Origin of the sequence: Streptomyces sp. NPDC047085, assembly GCF_040643735.1 — a bacterium.
Lineage (GTDB): Bacteria > Actinomycetota > Actinomycetes > Streptomycetales > Streptomycetaceae > Streptomyces.
Genome location: NZ_JBEYUW010000004.1, coordinates 299,851 through 315,860, shown reverse-complemented (window position 1 = coordinate 315,860; position 16,010 = coordinate 299,851). Strand labels below are relative to the sequence as shown.

Annotated in this window: 16 protein-coding genes; 8 read left to right on the top strand and 8 right to left on the bottom strand. The window is 69.3% G+C overall.

What is annotated here, in order from left to right:
- Window positions 1-15: 15 nt before the first annotated feature.
- Window positions 16-1,836: a glycoside hydrolase family 15 protein gene (locus ABZ865_RS16945; RefSeq protein WP_361231193.1), complete on the bottom strand. Its 1,821-nt coding sequence runs from the start codon at window positions 1,834-1,836 to the stop codon at window positions 16-18.
- A gap of 226 nt (window positions 1,837-2,062) precedes the next feature.
- On the opposite strand from ABZ865_RS16945, the gene ABZ865_RS16940 reads away from it, so the two are divergent.
- On the top strand, window positions 2,063-2,737 hold the full coding sequence (locus tag ABZ865_RS16940) for an SGNH/GDSL hydrolase family protein (protein WP_361230515.1): 675 nt from the start codon (window positions 2,063-2,065) through the stop codon (window positions 2,735-2,737).
- Between the two features lie 100 nt (window positions 2,738-2,837).
- Window positions 2,838-3,479, top strand: coding sequence for a TetR/AcrR family transcriptional regulator (locus ABZ865_RS16935; RefSeq protein WP_361230512.1), 642 nt, complete (start codon window positions 2,838-2,840; stop codon window positions 3,477-3,479).
- A 108-nt stretch (window positions 3,480-3,587) separates the two neighbouring features.
- On the opposite strand, the gene ABZ865_RS16930 is transcribed toward ABZ865_RS16935, so the two are convergent.
- A complete protein-coding gene (locus ABZ865_RS16930; protein WP_361230509.1) occupies window positions 3,588-5,060 on the bottom strand; it encodes an MFS transporter in 1,473 nt (490 codons plus the stop codon).
- 272 nt (window positions 5,061-5,332) lie between these two features.
- On the opposite strand from ABZ865_RS16930, the gene ABZ865_RS16925 reads away from it, so the two are divergent.
- The gene (locus ABZ865_RS16925; RefSeq protein ID WP_361230506.1) at window positions 5,333-5,917 is read left to right on the top strand and encodes a TerD family protein; all 585 of its coding nucleotides are present in this window, start codon (window positions 5,333-5,335) and stop codon (window positions 5,915-5,917) included.
- Between the two features lie 56 nt (window positions 5,918-5,973).
- Entirely contained in the window at window positions 5,974-7,032 is a 1,059-nt protein-coding gene (locus tag ABZ865_RS16920) for a hypothetical protein (RefSeq protein WP_361230504.1), read from the top strand.
- 115 nt (window positions 7,033-7,147) lie between these two features.
- Here ABZ865_RS16920 and ABZ865_RS16915 read toward each other — a convergent pair whose 3' ends face one another.
- From ABZ865_RS16915 to ABZ865_RS16890, 6 genes are all read right to left on the bottom strand, one after another.
- Window positions 7,148-7,375 (bottom strand): DUF4177 domain-containing protein, encoded by a 228-nt coding sequence (locus ABZ865_RS16915; protein ID WP_361230501.1) that lies wholly within the window; start codon window positions 7,373-7,375, stop codon window positions 7,148-7,150.
- Between the two features lie 131 nt (window positions 7,376-7,506).
- Window positions 7,507-7,794: an SCO5918 family protein gene (locus ABZ865_RS16910; RefSeq protein WP_361230499.1), complete on the bottom strand. Its 288-nt coding sequence runs from the start codon at window positions 7,792-7,794 to the stop codon at window positions 7,507-7,509.
- A gap of 57 nt (window positions 7,795-7,851) precedes the next feature.
- The gene (locus ABZ865_RS16905) at window positions 7,852-8,187 is read right to left on the bottom strand and encodes a CBS domain-containing protein (RefSeq protein WP_361231191.1); all 336 of its coding nucleotides are present in this window, start codon (window positions 8,185-8,187) and stop codon (window positions 7,852-7,854) included.
- Between the two features lie 171 nt (window positions 8,188-8,358).
- Window positions 8,359-9,924, bottom strand: coding sequence for a DEAD/DEAH box helicase (locus ABZ865_RS16900; protein WP_361230496.1), 1,566 nt, complete (start codon window positions 9,922-9,924; stop codon window positions 8,359-8,361).
- Between the two features lie 249 nt (window positions 9,925-10,173).
- Window positions 10,174-10,380, bottom strand: coding sequence for a cold-shock protein (locus tag ABZ865_RS16895; protein ID WP_067116135.1), 207 nt, complete (start codon window positions 10,378-10,380; stop codon window positions 10,174-10,176).
- A 230-nt stretch (window positions 10,381-10,610) separates the two neighbouring features.
- Window positions 10,611-10,949, bottom strand: coding sequence for a MerR family transcriptional regulator (locus tag ABZ865_RS16890; protein ID WP_361230492.1), 339 nt, complete (start codon window positions 10,947-10,949; stop codon window positions 10,611-10,613).
- 601 nt (window positions 10,950-11,550) lie between these two features.
- Here ABZ865_RS16890 and ABZ865_RS16885 point away from each other — a divergent pair.
- The 4 genes from ABZ865_RS16885 (at window position 11,551) to ABZ865_RS16870 (ending at window position 15,964) form a co-directional block, all read left to right on the top strand.
- Entirely contained in the window at window positions 11,551-12,003 is a 453-nt protein-coding gene (locus ABZ865_RS16885; RefSeq protein ID WP_361230489.1) for a hypothetical protein, read from the top strand.
- On the top strand, window positions 12,003-14,069 hold the full coding sequence (locus ABZ865_RS16880) for a hypothetical protein (RefSeq protein ID WP_361230486.1): 2,067 nt from the start codon (window positions 12,003-12,005) through the stop codon (window positions 14,067-14,069). The genes ABZ865_RS16885 and ABZ865_RS16880 overlap by 1 nt, the downstream gene beginning before the upstream one ends.
- Entirely contained in the window at window positions 14,066-14,644 is a 579-nt protein-coding gene (locus ABZ865_RS16875; RefSeq protein ID WP_361230483.1) for a hypothetical protein, read from the top strand. Before ABZ865_RS16880 ends, ABZ865_RS16875 begins: the two co-directional genes overlap by 4 nt.
- A gap of 351 nt (window positions 14,645-14,995) precedes the next feature.
- The gene (locus ABZ865_RS16870) at window positions 14,996-15,964 is read left to right on the top strand and encodes an expansin EXLX1 family cellulose-binding protein (RefSeq protein WP_361230480.1); all 969 of its coding nucleotides are present in this window, start codon (window positions 14,996-14,998) and stop codon (window positions 15,962-15,964) included.
- The last annotated feature ends 46 nt before the right edge of the window (window positions 15,965-16,010 follow it).

Below are 16,010 nucleotides of genomic sequence, written 5' to 3'. Positions count from 1 at the left end.
GCGGGACCGTGGCTCTCAGTCGCGCTGCCTGTCGAGGGCGTCGTCCAGGGTGGTGGCGGCCATGATCAGCGAGAGATGGGTGAAGGCCTGCGGGAAGTTGCCCAACTGCTCGCCGCTGGGGCCGATCTCCTCGGCGAACAGACCGACGTGGTTGGCGTAGGTCTGCATCTTCTCGAACGTGTAGCGCGCCGGACGAATCCGCCCGGCGCGGGCAAGGGCGTCCACATAGAGGAAGGTGCAGAGGCTGAAGGTGCCCTCGGAGCCCTGCAGGCCGTCCGGGGAGGCCGCGGGGTCGTAGCGGTAGACGAGGCTGTCCGACACCAGCGTGCGCTCCATCGCGTCCAAGGTCGACAGCCAGCTCTCCGTCCTGGGCGCCAGGAACCCGACGCGCGGAATGAGCAGCAGCGAAGCGTCGAGGACATCGCTTCCGTAGCGCTGGACGAGGGCTTGGTCCTTCTCGTTCCAGCCCCGCTCCATCACCTGTTCGAGGATCGCGTCGCGCGCCGCGGTCCACCGAGGAGCGTCGGCGGGACGGCTCTGCTCTCGCGCCAGGCGCAGCCCCCGGTCGAAGGCCACCCATGCCATCACCCGGCTGAAGGTGAAGTCCTGGCGCCCGCCACGGGTCTCCCAGACGCCCTCGTCGGGGCGGTCCCAGGAATCGGCCAGCCAGTCCAGCGTCCGCGCGACGTTCTTCCAGCCGTGATAGCTGCCTCCCATGGTGACCTCTTGCGCCTCGGACAAGCCGTAGAGCGCCTCCCCGTAGATGTCCAGCTGCAGCTGATCGGCCGCCGCGTTTCCCGCCCGCACCGGATAGGAACCCCGATAGCCCTCGAGGTGCGAGAGAACCTCTTCCGGCAGCTCGGGGTCCCCGTCGACGCGGTACATGATCTGCAGTGGCTCGCCGTCGACGCCCTCCCGGGCCTGGAGCCGTTCGCCCATCCAGCGCGTGAACTGCGCCGCCTCCTCGGCGAACCCGAGATCGAGCAGGGCGCGCACGGACAGGGAGCCGTCGCGGACCCAGGTGTAGCGGTAGTCCCAGTTGCGTTCACCCCCGATCTGCTCGGGCAGGCCCATGGTCGCGGCGGCGACGGGGGCACCCGTGGGCGCGTAGGTGAGCAGTTTCAGTGTGATGGCCGATCGATGCACCACCCCCGGCCACCGGCCGCGGTACCGGGAGTGGCGTATCCAGCGCTGCCAGAAGTCCACCACGTCCCAGAACTGCTCCATCGCCCAGTCCGCGGTGACCGGCGGCGGGGTGTCGCCATCGGGCCCGCTGACGGTGAACACCGCTGCGGCCACCTCACCCGGCCCCAGGGTCACCTCGGCCCGCATGTCCTTGCCGTCCTGCTGCAGCGGGAAGGTGCTCTGCAGGCAGGCGGTGGCGTCCGGTGCCCGGAACGTCGCGGTCGTACTGTCCCGCAGGTCGAGATGGTGGGCGGCCCGGCCGTAGTCGAAGCGCGGACGGCACTCCAGAGTGAACCGCACCGTGCCGCGCACCGCCCGCACGCCCCGTATCAGCACGTGCCTGTCCGTGGGGGTGCCGGTGCGGTCCGGTGGCATGCAGTCGAAGACCTCGCCGACCCCGTCCGGCGACATGAACCGCGTGACCAGGACCGCGGTGTCCGGGTAGTAGAGCTGCTTGCAGATGGTGTTCCGGGTTTCCGGCGCGAACAGGAAGTACCCGCCCCGGTCGTGGTCGAGCAGGGCGGCGAAGACACTGGGCGAGTCGAACCGGGGAGCCGCGAACCAGTCGACGACCCCCTGGGACGACACCAGAGCAGCGGTCTGCAGGTCTCCGACCAGGCCGTGGTCGGCGATGGGCGGATAACGATCCATGATCATCTCGCTTCCCTGATAGCCCTGAGAGTCGTGAGAGTCATGAGGGCCCTGGGTGCCCTGGGTGCCCTGAGCGCCCTGGTCCCACTGTCCGCCCTGGGCGACGGGGGCGCCATGGGATGCGGCGCGGCCGCGTGCTCAGAGATGGCCACGCGCCTGATGCCACGTCATCGCGGACCGGGCCGGTTGAGTTGACAGTACATACGGCCGACCGCATGCTTTAATCATGACCTCGACACCCTTCACCGAGGAGACCGACCCGTTCTGCCTGGCCACGGTCGACGCCGCGGCGATGCTGTTCGATGCCCCCTGGCAGCGCTACGCCGTGATCGGGGACAGCCTTTTCGCCGGGACGGGAGACAGGAGCGCCGGCTACGGGGACCAGGGCTGGTCCGACCGACTCGCGCACATCCTTCGGCAGGTGAGACCTGATCTGGCCTACCTGAACACGGCGGTGACGGGCGCCACGACGGTCGACACCCTCGACCACCAGATCCCCGAGATGCGGGACTTCGCCCCGGACCTGCTGCACATCCCGTGCGGCGCCAACGACCTCCTGCGCCGCTCACCGGACTTCGGGAAGATCGAGCAGGACATGCGCAGGATGTACGACCTGGCGGCTGAGACGCGCGCGCAGCTCACGGTGTTCACCCTGGGGCGTTCCTACGTCGTGCCGGTCTTCCCCGACTGGACGGAGCGCGTGCTCACCTTGAACGACCTCACGCGCGCCCTCGCCGACGAGTACGACGCCGTGGTCGTCGACATGTGGGATCACCCCGTCAACTCCCGGGAGAACCTGCTGAGTGCGGATCGCATCCACTTCTCCACGTCGGGGCAGGCCGTCATGGCGAGCGAGATGGTCAGAGCGCTGGCCGCCACCCTGGCCCGTCGCACCCCCTGAACGCCGGTACACCGCACCGCCCCACACCGCGTTCGTCGTCGGCGCCCAGCTCGGCGGAGCCCGCAGCCCGCGAAGTACCACAAGAGGTACGATCGACCGTATGGACACTGGGGCGCGAACCTTCGTCACGCGGGCGGACGCGGTGTCGATCACTGACAAGCGCCTGCTCAAAGGGGCGCGAGCGCGGGAGATCGTACTGCGGCGCGCCGTCGACATCGCCTCCCTCGACGGGCTGGACGACGTGAGCTTCGGCCGTCTCGCGACCGACACGGGCATGAGCAAGGCGGGCATCCAGACCCTCTTCAGGTCCAAGGAAGTGCTCCAGCTCGCGACCATCGACTACGCGCGCGACATGTTCATCGACGCGGTCGTCCGCCCGGCGCGGGAAGCGGCCCCCGGAGTCGACCGGCTGCGCTCCTTGATCGAGCACTGGTTCGACTACGCCAAGACCCCGCTGTTCGAAGGCGGTTGCTTCCGCGTCGCGAACATCGCCCGTTTCGACAGCAGGCCGGGACCTGTCCGCGACGCCCTGGTCCGCGACCAGCAGGAATGGCTCGACACCATCGGAAAGCAACTGCGGAACGCCGTCTCCTCCCACGAGATCGCGGAGCTCGACATCGACCTCGCGGTCTTTCAGATCGACTCCGTGCTCTGCGCGGCCAACACGGCTCTGCGCCTCGGAGACGAAGACGTCATCGCCAAGGTCCGCCGCACCGTGGAAGACCTCCTGAAGGCGGCCTGAACACTCCTTGCGCCGGGCCGTGCGGGGCGCACAAGGTGCCGGCGCCTCCCGGGGCTCGCTCCCCGGAGGCGCCGGCATCTGCCGTACATCGTCATCTGCCGTACGTCGTCACGCCTTTGTCGCAGGCGCCTTCGGCAGCAGGAACACCAGCAGGGCCGCGAGCGCCGCGATGGCGAAGGTCGTCAGGGACGTCAACGCGAAGGCGCGTCCCGCCGCGTGCACCTTGTCGCCCGAGGCGGCACCTGTCTGGAAGGAGTGGAAGAACACCGCTCCGACGACCGCCACGCCCAGTGCACCGCCGACCTGCTGGGCGGTGGACAGCGAGCCCGAGGCCATGCCCGCGGACCGCGGATCGATGCGCGCCAGGACCGTGTTGAGCAGCGGGGTGATCAGCAACCCGCCCCCCACGCTCTGCAGCATCAGGGTCGGGATGATGAGCAGGGGCGTCAGCCGCGGCCCGGACAGCAGCACCACGGCGGTCGTCAGATAGCCGGCCGCGAGGACGACCGCCCCGGCCTCCAGTACGCGGCGGCCGTACGTCGGGACGAGCCGTCCGGCGATCAGGCTGAAGACGAAGAAGGTCACCGCCGCCGGCGTATAGACCAGCCCCGATCCGAGGGCCGACATGCCCAGTCCGTCCTGCATCGAGACGGACAGCGCCAGGTAGTACGAGTACAGCAGCGCGTACACGGCGAGGACGAGCACGATGCCGAGCGAGAACGAACGCTGCGCGAAGAGCGACAGCTTGATCAGCGGCTCACCACCGCGCCGGTCGACCGTGCGCTCCAGTACGACGAACAGCGCGAACGCCACCGCGCTGCCCGCGAAGCACGCCCACGTCCACCAGGGCCATCCCGCGTCCCGCCCCTGGATGAGCGGGTAGGTGAGCAGCAATAGGGCCGCGCTGAGGACCAGAACGCCGGGCACGTCGAGCTTGCGGGTCCGCTCCGCCCGCGACTCCGGTACGTACCTGAGGGCCAGCAGGATCGTGACGATGCCGACGGGGACGTTCACCCAGAACACCGAACGCCAGTCGGAGCCGAAGAGGTTGGCGCCGATCAGGAGGCCACCGATCAGCTGGCCGCTGACCGATGCCATGCCGAGGACGACCCCGAGGACACCGAAGACACGGTGCCGGTTCGACGCCGAGACCGTCAGAGTGATGACGGCGAAGACCTGCGGAACCATCAAGGCCGCGCCAAGGCCCTGGACGATGCGGGCACCGATGAGCATGCCCGGACCGCCGGCCATGGCGCAGGCGACGGACGAGAGGGTGAAGACCGCCGTTCCGATGACGAAGACGCGCTTGCGCCCGTACAGATCCGCGAGCCGGCCGCCGGTGATCAGTAAGACGGCGTAGCTCAACTGGTAGCCGGCGAGGACCCATTGGAGCTGGCTCGCGGTCACCTTGAGGTCGGTCTGGATGGCCGGCCCGGCCACGACGACGATGAACGAGTCCAGGATCGCCATGAACATACCGATCATGACGGTCGACAGCGCGGCCCAAGGCACCGCATCCCCTGCGCCCGGACCCGGCTGCGCGCCGGCCTCCGCCCTCAGTGTGCGGCTGGCATTCGACATGTGAGGCATCCCTTTCGCGGCAGGACGGGCCGGCTCATCGGTCCCGAGCCGACCCAGTCAAAAATACGCACGACCGTATGCTTACTGCAATCGGTTATCCCCCTGAGACGGGCGGCGGCCCGTGGGCCTGCGTGACCGTCACATCGTGGACACCCGGCGGAACTTGGCTGTTTCCGCACCTGCAGCCGATTCGGTGCGGGCCTGTCACACGGAACGAACAAGGATCCGGGCACACTCGGCGTGTTGTAGTCCTCGCGAAGGGATGCCCACGCATGTTGACGCTCACCAAGGAAGACGGCCCGGCGGATCTGGACGGCGTGACCCATCTGTCCATCGGCGTGTCCTGGGACCCCACGTCCGGCAGCAGTGGCGGGGTGCTGGGCAAGCTGCGCCGCAAGACCGGCACCGATCTCGACCTGATCGCCATCGCCATGCAGGGCGGGGACCCGGTGCGCCTCGCGGGGCTCGACTCGCTCAACCCCATGGGCAACGGATCCCTGGTGCACAGCGGCGACAACCAGACCGGGCACGGGGACGGGGACGACGAGACGGTGACTGTCGAGTTCGCCCGGATCCCGCCCAACATCACGTCGATCGTTTTCATCGCCGCCGCGTACAAAAGAGGCAGCTCCTTCGACAAGGCGCGCAACATCAGCTTCAAGGTCTACGACGCGACCGGCGGCAGCTCGCAGCAGGTCGCCGACATCTGGCCGAGCCTGCTCACCCAGGACAACGGCTGCGCGGTGGCGAAGGCGATCCGGGTCGGCAACGGCTGGAAGCTCGAAGTGATCAATGTGACCGGGAAGATCAAGCAGGGCGACGAGCACGCCCTGATGCGCTTCGCCGTCAGCAAGTAGCACCTTCCCCGGCCTCACGCACGGCCGGTTCGGCCTTTACACGTACGGGGGTTGTGGTGAGCCAGGTGCTCTATGGCGAGCAGCGGTCGTGGAACCCGCTGGCACGGACCGTGGAGCTGACCGAGGAACAGCTCCGCAGGGGCGGCAGGATCACACCATTGAGCGAGCTGAACCTCGGTGCCGTGGCCGAGGCGTTCCAGCGGGGCTGCTGGCTCGGGGGCGGCGGCGCGGAACGCCCGCTGGAACGGCTGCCGGAGGGAGCCGGTGTCGTCCCGGTGACCCGTGCCACGGGGACCGCCGCCCCGTGGAAGGTGCGGCGGGCCGCCGAGTTCGCCCGCGCGCTGGGTGAGTTGGCAGTACGGCGGTGCGGAGGCCCCGACCAGGTGGCCCGCTTGGCGGAACGGGCCCGGGCCGAGGGCGTACCCCTGTGGATCGCGCGGCGGTACGCGCAGGGGCCGGCCGGGCCGATCACGGTCGCCGTGGACCGGCGTCTGGTGCGCGTCGACGTGTGGGGGCCGCACACTCCCGTCGTACGGATCCGGGCACCGCACGGTTTCGACCGCGAGTCGCCGCAACCGGCCAAAGGCCTGCTGCTGACCGTCGGCGACGGGCCGGCCCAGCTCGCCCTCACGAAGAAGCTGCGCAAGAACAAGAGTTCTGTGGAGGTACGACTGCCCGGACAGCGGCGCTGGACGCTGAAGCGCGAGAACGCCGTGAGTTCGTGGCTGCTCCGCGACGAACACCGGGTCGCCCTGCTCACCCGTCCACCGCGACGACCGGCGCTCGAACCGGGCACGGTCCTGCTGCCGCTGGCTCCCGTGCGGTATGAGAGCGCCGACCCGCTGGACGCCGTCATGGCGCAGGCGTTCTCCGTCGCTTTCGGGCTCGGGGACACCACGGGCCTGGCACGGTTCCGGTCGGCGCGGCGCCCGGCGAACGGCGGCGAGCCGCTCGCCACCGACGAGGAGTGGGACCGCCCCTGGTTCAGCAACCTCGGAAGCGGCGGTGACGACAACGAGCCCGGCGGCGGCGACGGCGACGGCTGGGGAGGGGACGGGGGCGACGGCGGGGACGGCGGTGACGGCGACGGCGGGGGCGACGGAGGCGGTGACTAGCCGGCTCCGCGCCCGCTGACGTCTTGCTTCGGCTGCTCGCCGAGGGCCGCACCGACGCGCTGTCCAGCAACGCCGGCTCCCGGCCCACTTTTGACCCAGGCCCGCCTCGGTCCGTTTACCGGCGCGGACGCTCGAAGGTCAGCAGCAGTCCCTCGACGGCGCCGGGACCTATGCGGCCCTTCACGTCGGCGGAGGTGATGGCCTTGAGACCCCAGCCGTCCTCGGCGTGCTTGTTCAGGACCTTCTCCAACTTGTCGCTGTCCAGCGCGTCGCCGATCAACGACTCCCGGAAGGTGACGACCTTGTATTCGTACCTGTATTCGTACGCGTCGGGGCTGCTCATCGCTGCGGAGTCCTCCTGCCGGCCAGGCCGGGTCGGGTGAGATTGCCGGAGCCAGACAATCACCCCCGGGCACTCCTGCACACCCACGGCCCCACTTTCCGGCGCGTCACCTGCCGCCGCCGTCGACGGCGTCACCAGCCGAGCGCGTCCTCGTCGGTTCGTGCGTCCAAGGTCGGCGTGACCGGGCGCGCGTCGTGGCAGGTGAAGCCGAGCCGGGTCAGTGCTCGGCGCATCTCGCCCGTCGTGAAGTCCCGGCGGCTCTGCCGGGTGATCACTTCCCCGACCTGCATCACGGGGTAGAGGCGACGGCCGATGGTCACGGACACGCCGGTGACGGGCTCGGGCGTGATGCCGCTCATGGACTGTTCGACCTCGCTCTTGATCAGGTCGAAGGGGAATCTGGCGATGACACAGCGCATGGATGCCTCCACAGGGGTGGGGAAGAACGCCGGATGGGCCGACCGCCGACACGGCGGTCAGGGTGTGAGAGCGAGGACGCCCAGGGCGTAGCCGTGTTCGTCGATCACTGGGGACACGTCCAGGGTCCGGACCCGCATGGCGGCTTTCGCCTCGCCGAGTGCGGCCATGGACGAGGTGAACGGTCCGCGGTCGAGCGGGATGTCCCGCAGCCGCGTCCGGTCGCTGAACCACGAGCCGCCGCGGTGCCCGGCGAGCTGGGCCCGGGTGACCAGTCCCGCGCACCGCCCGTCCTCGTCCCTGAGCAGCAGATGCGGGACACGCGCACCGATGAGCACGGACAACGCCACGTCGACCGTCATGTGGTCGTCGACCTGCGGTCCGGGCGCGTGCATGGCGTCGCGGGCGGTCAGACCGGTGCCGTGGGCGCTGCCGGCCTGATGTGTTCGGGGCGGAACCGGTGTCAAGGGCTTCTCCTTCTCGTGGGGGGGCTTTGTGTGCGTGGTGGGGGGCGGGTGACGGCTCGCCGCCCCGACCGCAGAGAGCGCATCCCCCCCGTGTTCGGGCTACGGGCTGTTCCTCCGTGCGGGCCGACGGCGCCGCGCGGCGCCCCTGCCGGTCCCGCCGCGCCCGTCGCCCTGACCACTTCCCCCACGTCCGGCGGCCCGGCCCCTGCCAGGCCGGCCGACGGAGCCCCCGCCCTCTCCTCGTTCGTCGACCGGTGCGGTGAGGGTGACGGGTACGCCGGAGGGCGTCCGGGCGCCGGTGATGCGTTGCAACTCGGCCTCGCCCGGGCGGACCCGCGCGGCACGCGGAGTGATACCGGCGTCGGCCATCAGCCGGTCAACGGCCCGGCGCTGGTGCGGAAGCACGAGGGTGACGACGGTGCCGGACTCGCCGGCGCGGGCGGTACGGCCGCCGCGGTGGAGGTAGTCCTTGTGGTCGCCGGGAGGGTCGACGTTCACGACGAGGTCGAGGCCCGCGACGTGGATGCCGCGGGCGGCGACGTTGGTGGCCACCAGGACCGTGGTGTGGCCGTTCTTGAACTGGGCGAGTGTCCGGTTGCGCTGCTGCTGGGACTTGCCGCCGTGCAGGGCCGAGGCACGCACTCCGACGGACAGCAGGTGCGCGGCCAGCCGGTCGACCGCGTGCTTGGTGTCCAGGAACATGAGCACGCGTCCCTCGCGTGCGGCGATCTCGGTCGCGGCGCTGTCCTTGTCGGCGTCGCGCACATGCAGCAGATGGTGCTCCATGGTGGTGACGGCTCCCGCGGACGGGTCGACCGAGTGCACCACGGGGTCGTGGAGGTAGCGGCGCACCAGCAGGTCGATGTTGCGGTCCAGGGTGGCCGAGAACAGCAACCGCTGCCCCCTGGCGGGGACTTGGTCGAGCAGCGCGGTCACCTGCGGCATGAAACCCATGTCGGCCATCTGGTCGGCCTCGTCCAGGACGGTGACGGCGACCTGGTCGAGCCGGCAGGCTCCCCGTTCGATGAGGTCCTTGAGGCGGCCGGGCGTGGCGACGACGACCTCGGCGCCCTCGCGCAGCGCGCTCGCCTGCCGGCCGATCGACATGCCGCCCACCACGGTGGCGAGCCGCAGCCGCAGGGCGCGGGCGTAGGGGGTGAGCGCGTCGGTGACCTGCTGGGCCAGTTCCCGGGTCGGGACGAGGACGAGGGCGAGCGGCTGCTTGGGCTGTGCCCGCTGCCCGTCCAGACGGGCGAGCATCGGCAGACCGAAGGCGAGCGTCTTGCCCGAGCCCGTGCGGCCGCGGCCCAGGACGTCCCGGCCGGCCAGGGCGTTCGGCAGCGTGGCGGCCTGGATCGGGAAGGGATCGGTCACGCCCCCGGTGCGGAGCGCGGCCAGAAGCCGGGCCGGCATGTCCAGTTCGGCGAACGTCTCGACCGGGGGCAGGGGTTCGGTGAGGGTGACCGGCAGGGCGAACTCCTGTCGGCGCGGGGTGGTGCGTGCACCCCGGTCGCTCTTTCGCCCGGCGCTTGGGCGGGGGCCCTTGCGGCCCGCCTCCTGCGTACGGAAGCGGGTGCCGCCAGCGGATCCTGCCGAGCGCGCGGACCTGCTGTCCTTGCGGAAGCCACCGGAAGTGCCGCCGGTGCGACGGGGGGTGCGGTTCATGGAGGAACCTTCCTCGATGCGGCGTATCGAGGAATTCCGTCCGGCGGTGATGACCACACGAGGAATCGCAAGAATGAGCCGGAGAAAAATGAAAATCCGGGAGTCATGGGGCGGCCGGCCGGGGGAATGTCGGTGGCCCGGCGAAATCCGGAAATCCGGGAAACCAATGAGCTGGGGCCCGCACCCCAAGAGCGCGGGCCCCAGCCACATGATGCGCGAACCACTGGCTCGCGGCGATTCGGGTCAGTGTCAGGCGGGAACGATGTTCTCGGCCTGCGGGCCCTTCTGGCCCTGCGTGACGTCGAAGCTGACCTTCTGGCCTTCCTGAAGCTCGCGGAAGCCGCCGTTGCTGATGATGTTCGAGTAGTGGGCGAACACGTCAGCGCCGCCGCCGTCCTGCTCGATGAAGCCGAAGCCCTTTTCCGCGTTGAACCACTTCACGGTGCCAGATGCCATATTGAATCTCCCTTGAGGGGCAGTGTCGGACTCCACATTTTGCGGAGCCGGGTCGCCGCGATGATCACCCCTCCGGAAAGATCCGGAAAGCTCTGCAAAGAAAAAATCTCTGGCAACCAAAACTGCAACTGCCACCACGCTAACACAGGCCGGACGCCAGCGGCCATGTGTTTTGAGAGGCGTCAGGTAATTCTCATCCCGCGCCGGAGTCTATTTCTGCAGCGGCGGGACTAGATATCCTCGCCGTGCGCATCCAGCTTCCGACGCATTTCCCGGTTCAGGCGGAGTGCGTGGTCGAGCTGGTCCTCGAGGGAGACGATGCGGCACGCGGCCTCGATGGGAGTGCCCTGGTCGACCAGCTCACGGGCGCGGGCGGCGACGCGCAACTGGCGGCGGGAGTAACGGCGGTGACCGCCTTCCGAACGCAGCGGAGTGATGAGCCCGGCTTCACCGACGGCCCGGAGGAAGGCGGGGGTGGTGCCGAGAACGTCAGCGGCCCGACCCATGGTGTAGGCGGGGTAGTCGTCGTCGTCGAGGTTGCCGGCGACCGGGGCGTTCTCAGCGGGCATTGCACCTTCGTTTCGGCGACGCGTCGGGGGACCCGGGCCTGCCTGGCACCGGTCTCCGAAGGTTCCGGCACCGTCCGCGTCGTGCCACAACCCTAACTCCGGCAGGCACGGAGATGTGGGCTCGCCATGACAGTTTTCCCCTCGGCCCTAGCGCCGCACTCAGCTCCCGGAGCCGCCCGGTGCCGTGGGCTCCCAAGGGGCCGCGTCCCTCATTCCGCTTCCTCCGCCCTGCCCCCGAGGCGACCGGTCTCGGCGAGCGTGAGCATCCGTGCGGCGGTCAACGGGTTTGTCGGGGTCGGCCGCGGCGCCCAGCAGCCGGGCCGCTGTCCCGGCGGGCTCCTCGGGCGGCACGACCAGGACTCGCCGGGAACGGCACCGCCGATCACGCTGCGCGAAAAGCTCTCGGTACGGCCAGGCTGCCTCTGGCCGAGGAGGAGAGTCCGCTCTTTCGGAGTGTGAAGCGCCGGTGTACTTACCGTGGCGGTCTGGTCGTAGTGTTGCCATTCGTTGGACTCATCTGATCCATTCGTTGCGTCCCAGTGGGAGAGAGCAGCACGTCTGAATCGGCGTCGGGCGGTCAGCGGGGAGGTGTCCAGGGGGTATGGCCTGGGAGGAATGGGAGCACCTGAAACGCGAGGCGGCGGACCGGCGATCCACCGGGATGCAGCTGAATCAGCTCCCGGCCGACGGGGGCGGCGGGGGCGCGCAGCCGGGCGGTGACCTGATGGTGAACCAGCAGGACCTTGCCGCCATCGGTGACAAGGCGTTCGACCTCTGGGACGCGCTGGGCAACCACGGGCGGGACGCCTGGTCCAGCAGCCAGTCTGCCGCCTCCGACCTGAAGGGGCAGGGCTTCAGCCTGGGCGGCGGCCTGGATCACGTGCAGGAGCGGTGGGAACGTCAGCTGACGACGCTTCTCGACGCCTGCGCACACATCTCCAACCATCTTGAGTTCACGAAGAGGATCCACCGGGGAGACGAGCACTACATCGCGGGTCAGCTGAGCAGCATCGCGACGCTGGACGAGGGCTTCAGCGAGGAGGCCGGTCGCTGATGGATCTGGACACGCTGCGGTTCGGCCGCTTCGAGAAGCTGGGAACCGCCATTGCGGACTGGGCAAAGGTCGTCAGCCACCTGGAGACGCTGGAGAAGGACGCGCGTGACGGCCTGAAGGGGGCAGCCGAAAAGGCCGACTGGAAGGGGGTGAACGCCACGGTGAGCCGTGAGTTCATCACCAAGACGGCCGGCGAGTTCGCCGACGCCCATGCCGAGGCGAGCAGCATCCACAACATCCTCAAGGACACCCATGACGAGCTCGTCGGCTACCGGAACCAGCTGAACCAGGCGATCTCCGAGGGCCTGAAAAAGAACCTGACCGTGATGGACACCGGCAACGGGTCCTTCACCGTCATGATGAACATCCACCCCGACCGAGCCGCCCACGGCACGTCGGTGCCCGAACACAGCCAACAGGACGTGGATTTCCTCCGGGACGAGGTCCAGCGGATCCTGAAGGCGGCCACCGAGAGCGACAACTCGGCCGACCAGGCGCTGCGGGTTCTGGTCGACCAGGCCGAGTACGGCTTTTCGGGCGCCTCCTACCAGGACCGGGATTCCGCCGCCAAAGCCATGGAGGAAGCCGAGAGGCTGGCCAACCTCCTCAAGAACAAGGGCGACTCGATGTCGCCCGAGGAGTTCGACGAGCTCAACCGATCCCTGGCGAAGTACCGCAACGACCCCCTCTTCCAGGAGGAGTTCGCCACCACGCTGGGCCCGCGGGGAACCCTCGACTTCTGGGCCGACCTGTCCGACCCGTCCGACGGCGGCGACCTGCAGCGGGCCCGCCTCGACCAGCTGGGCGAGCTGCAGAAGAACCTCGGCCTCGTCCTCGCCGGCGCCACCCGCTCCGGTTCCCCCGCGATGCGCCAGTGGCAGGACCAGATGGTCCAGCTGGGCGACGACCTGATCCAGACCCGCGGGACGCAGGTCTACGGCTTCCAACTGATGAGCAACCTCATGCGTGTCGGGGACTACGACGACCAGTTCCTGAACAAGTACGGCAACGCCCTGGTGGCCACCGAGAAGAAGATGCGCCTGCCGGACCACTACTGGAACGCCGGTGTGCCGCCGATGCCGAAGATGAACTTCATCGGGGACGACTTCGGCCGCGACCCGGTGACGGGGCTCATGACCGGGTTGTCCAACAGCCCCAAGGCCGCGACGGACTTCTTCAACACCACCCAGCCCCAGGACAACGCCGAATGGGTACTCAAGGACCGGCCGGTCTTCGACGACACGCCGCTCGACGACCACGACGGCAACCAGTCCCGTGAGGCCACCGGCAAAGCCCTGCTCGCCGCGGCGACCGGCGTGAACCCCAATGACCCGAACGCCGTTCCCGTCGAGCACACGGCGGACAACCGACACGTACTCGACCGGTCCCTGAAGTACCTCTCCGAAGCCGGCGACGACATGCCGTCCGAGTTCCGCGACGACATGGCCACCACGCTGGTCAACTGGAGCGACGAGGTCCACAACACCGCGAGCTCCCTCGCCGACGACCCGGGCGATCCCCGGCAGCTGGACCGCCACCAGCTGCTGGAAGTGGCCAAGCAGGTCTCGCGCGACCAGAACGCCTACGGCATCCTCAACGACGGTCTCAACCGTGAGATGGTGCGCGACATCTACAACGACCACCCCAGCGACCCGAAAGAGACCCTTCTGCGAGCCGGGCACACGGTGGGCTTCCTGGAGGAGGCCCGCTACCAGGCGCTGAAGACCGACAAGCACGACCCGTCCTGGGACGCCAAGTGGCTGTACCACGGCTTCGGCGGTGCCGTGAACTTCATCCCCGTCGTCGGCGACGCCGCACAGCGTGGCGTGGACGCGCTCGCCTACCAGTGGCAGCTGGACGAGCAGAACCGCATCAACGAGGAGGTCGCCCGGCAGAACGGGGAGGTCTTCACCGCCCGCGAGAACCAGCTGCAGAAGCTCGCCGACCTGTGGGCGGACGCCAACCCCGACCACCACGGCAACAACCGCTACACCCTCACGTCGGAGATCAACGGAGCCGCGTTCGACGGAAACTCGCGCGCTCAGGGACTGGCAGGAGATCAGTGACCCAGCAGATCCGGAAGGCACGACCGCGGCTGCGCCGGTCGAGCGGACGCCTGCTCGCCACCGGCACCGTCGCCTGCGCCGTCATACTCTCGTCGACCGCTTGCTCGGGGGGTGGCCGGGACTATGCCGTCCCCGGTGACCTGTGCGGGGTGACCGTGGACTCCAAGCTGATCTCCCCGTTGCTGCCCGACGGCAAGAAGCTCACCCAGCGCTCGTCCGACGCCGGCGCGACGAGCCCCCGGTGCCGTGTCTCCGTGGACGACAACCTCGTCCTCTACGTCTCCAGCGACCTGGTCCCGCCCGGCACCGACCCCCTGAAGGTGCAGGACCGCGGTCTGCAGCGGCTCGGCCACCCCTCACCGGCCGACGTGGGCGATGCGGCACGCGTCGCCGACCGGGGCGCCATGGCGGTCGCCGACTGCACCAGAAGAGGCGGCAAGGAGCGCATCGCCACGCTGATCCAACTCGAGAAGGAGCATCCCAAGGACGCCTCCCAGCGCAGGAAGGACCTGACACAACTCCTGCGCGCCTATCTCCCGAAGGCGATGGCGGACCTGGACTGCAGCAAGACCTGAAAAGCTGTACAGCGCCGAACCCGCCGCCAAATCGGACTAGACAAGCGCTCTCAGCTTGGGAAGCGACGGCGCTTGCAGGGGTAGATAGCTTATGACCTGGGTGCAGGGAGCCCCTCTTCGCGGCTGACGACTACTCGTGGCCTTGGAAGCGACGCTGACTGCGCCCGCGGTGGTTGGTGCACCCCTAGGTGGCCGCTCGGGACGGAAAGGTTGCCGCCGTATCCGATGTTCTTGAGATCCCTTTCGTGCGGTGCACCGGTCGCCGGGAAATCAGCGTCGGGGCGGCAACCTTCTCGTCTCTTGCGGCAACTGGGAGCCGGAAGGCCGAGTCGAACTACCGGATGGACGGGCATGAGGGCAACGAAGCACGCCGCGCCGCAACCGTGGCGCAGGCGCGGACTGGTCACGGTTATTCCCTTGGGGCTGCTAATCGTCGGTGTGCTGGCGTGCCTGGTCCTGACCGTCCTCCCCGGGAGCGGAACCGGTGCCGGGCGGGCAGCCGACGCGTCCGCCGCAGGCGCGCGGGCGGCCGCCCCGTCCGATGCCGGGTCGGCGGCGGGCGGCAGTGCGGGTGCGACGGTGCAGCCGACGGCCTCGGCCAGTCCCACGCTTCCGGCCTCGGCCACGCCGTCGCGTTCGGTTTCGGCCACTCCGACGGCCTCGGCCAGGAGCACCGCGCCCGCGAGCTCCAAGGCGGCGGACCTGGCCGGACGGATCAGACCGGCCGTCAGCTACCAGGGGGTCGCCACCGCCTACGCCGCTGGTGACGGCAGCGGCTCCTGCCTGTACGGGCCGTCCGACGACCTGATGATCGCAGCGATGAACGTCACCGACTACGAGTCGGCCAAGGCGTGCGGCGCCTACGTGCTGGTCCGCGCGGCCGGCGGAGCCACCATCACGGTACGGATCGTCAACGAATGCCCGTGGCCATGCGCGCCGGGGCAACTGGACCTCAGCCGACAGGCGTTCGCCAAGCTCGCCGACCCGTCGGTGGGCCGGCTCCCGATCACCTGGTCGCTGCTGAGCCCGGACCTGCCGGGCACGATCGCCATCCGGTACAAGACCGGGTCCACCAAGTGGTGGTGCGGGATCCAGGTGATCGGCCACCGGAACCCGGTGGCCGCGCTGGAGGTGCGGGCCGCCGGCGGCTGGCGGCGGCTGTCCCGCACCGACTACAACTACTTCCTGTCCGCCGATGGCACCGGCTGCGGCGGGGCGCTCAGGATCATCGACATCTACGGGGAGCAGCTGACCGTCGACGGCATCGCCGTGCGGCCGGACGTCGCGCAGCCGACCGGCGTCCAGTTCACCCGGCATTGACCAGCCTGCCGGTCAGCCTTCACCGGCCCGCAACCGAGCACGACCG

Excerpts from the sequence above, each read along its gene's own strand:
- ABZ865_RS16945 (WP_361231193.1), bottom strand. The coding sequence starts at position 1,836 with ATGGATCGTTATCCGCCCATCGCCGACCACGGCCTGGTCGGAGACCTG.
- ABZ865_RS16940 (WP_361230515.1), top strand. The coding sequence starts at position 2,063 with ATGACCTCGACACCCTTCACCGAGGAGACCGACCCGTTCTGCCTGGCC.
- ABZ865_RS16935 (WP_361230512.1), top strand. The coding sequence starts at position 2,838 with ATGGACACTGGGGCGCGAACCTTCGTCACGCGGGCGGACGCGGTGTCG.
- ABZ865_RS16930 (WP_361230509.1), bottom strand. The coding sequence starts at position 5,060 with ATGTCGAATGCCAGCCGCACACTGAGGGCGGAGGCCGGCGCGCAGCCG.
- ABZ865_RS16925 (WP_361230506.1), top strand. The coding sequence starts at position 5,333 with ATGTTGACGCTCACCAAGGAAGACGGCCCGGCGGATCTGGACGGCGTG.
- ABZ865_RS16915 (WP_361230501.1), bottom strand. The coding sequence starts at position 7,375 with ATGAGCAGCCCCGACGCGTACGAATACAGGTACGAATACAAGGTCGTC.
- ABZ865_RS16910 (WP_361230499.1), bottom strand. The coding sequence starts at position 7,794 with ATGCGCTGTGTCATCGCCAGATTCCCCTTCGACCTGATCAAGAGCGAG.
- ABZ865_RS16905 (WP_361231191.1), bottom strand. The coding sequence starts at position 8,187 with ATGCACGCGCCCGGACCGCAGGTCGACGACCACATGACGGTCGACGTG.
- ABZ865_RS16900 (WP_361230496.1), bottom strand. The coding sequence starts at position 9,924 with ATGAACCGCACCCCCCGTCGCACCGGCGGCACTTCCGGTGGCTTCCGC.
- ABZ865_RS16895 (WP_067116135.1), bottom strand. The coding sequence starts at position 10,380 with ATGGCATCTGGCACCGTGAAGTGGTTCAACGCGGAAAAGGGCTTCGGC.
- ABZ865_RS16890 (WP_361230492.1), bottom strand. The coding sequence starts at position 10,949 with ATGCCCGCTGAGAACGCCCCGGTCGCCGGCAACCTCGACGACGACGAC.
- ABZ865_RS16885 (WP_361230489.1), top strand. The coding sequence starts at position 11,551 with ATGGCCTGGGAGGAATGGGAGCACCTGAAACGCGAGGCGGCGGACCGG.
- ABZ865_RS16880 (WP_361230486.1), top strand. The coding sequence starts at position 12,003 with ATGGATCTGGACACGCTGCGGTTCGGCCGCTTCGAGAAGCTGGGAACC.
- ABZ865_RS16870 (WP_361230480.1), top strand. The coding sequence starts at position 14,996 with ATGAGGGCAACGAAGCACGCCGCGCCGCAACCGTGGCGCAGGCGCGGA.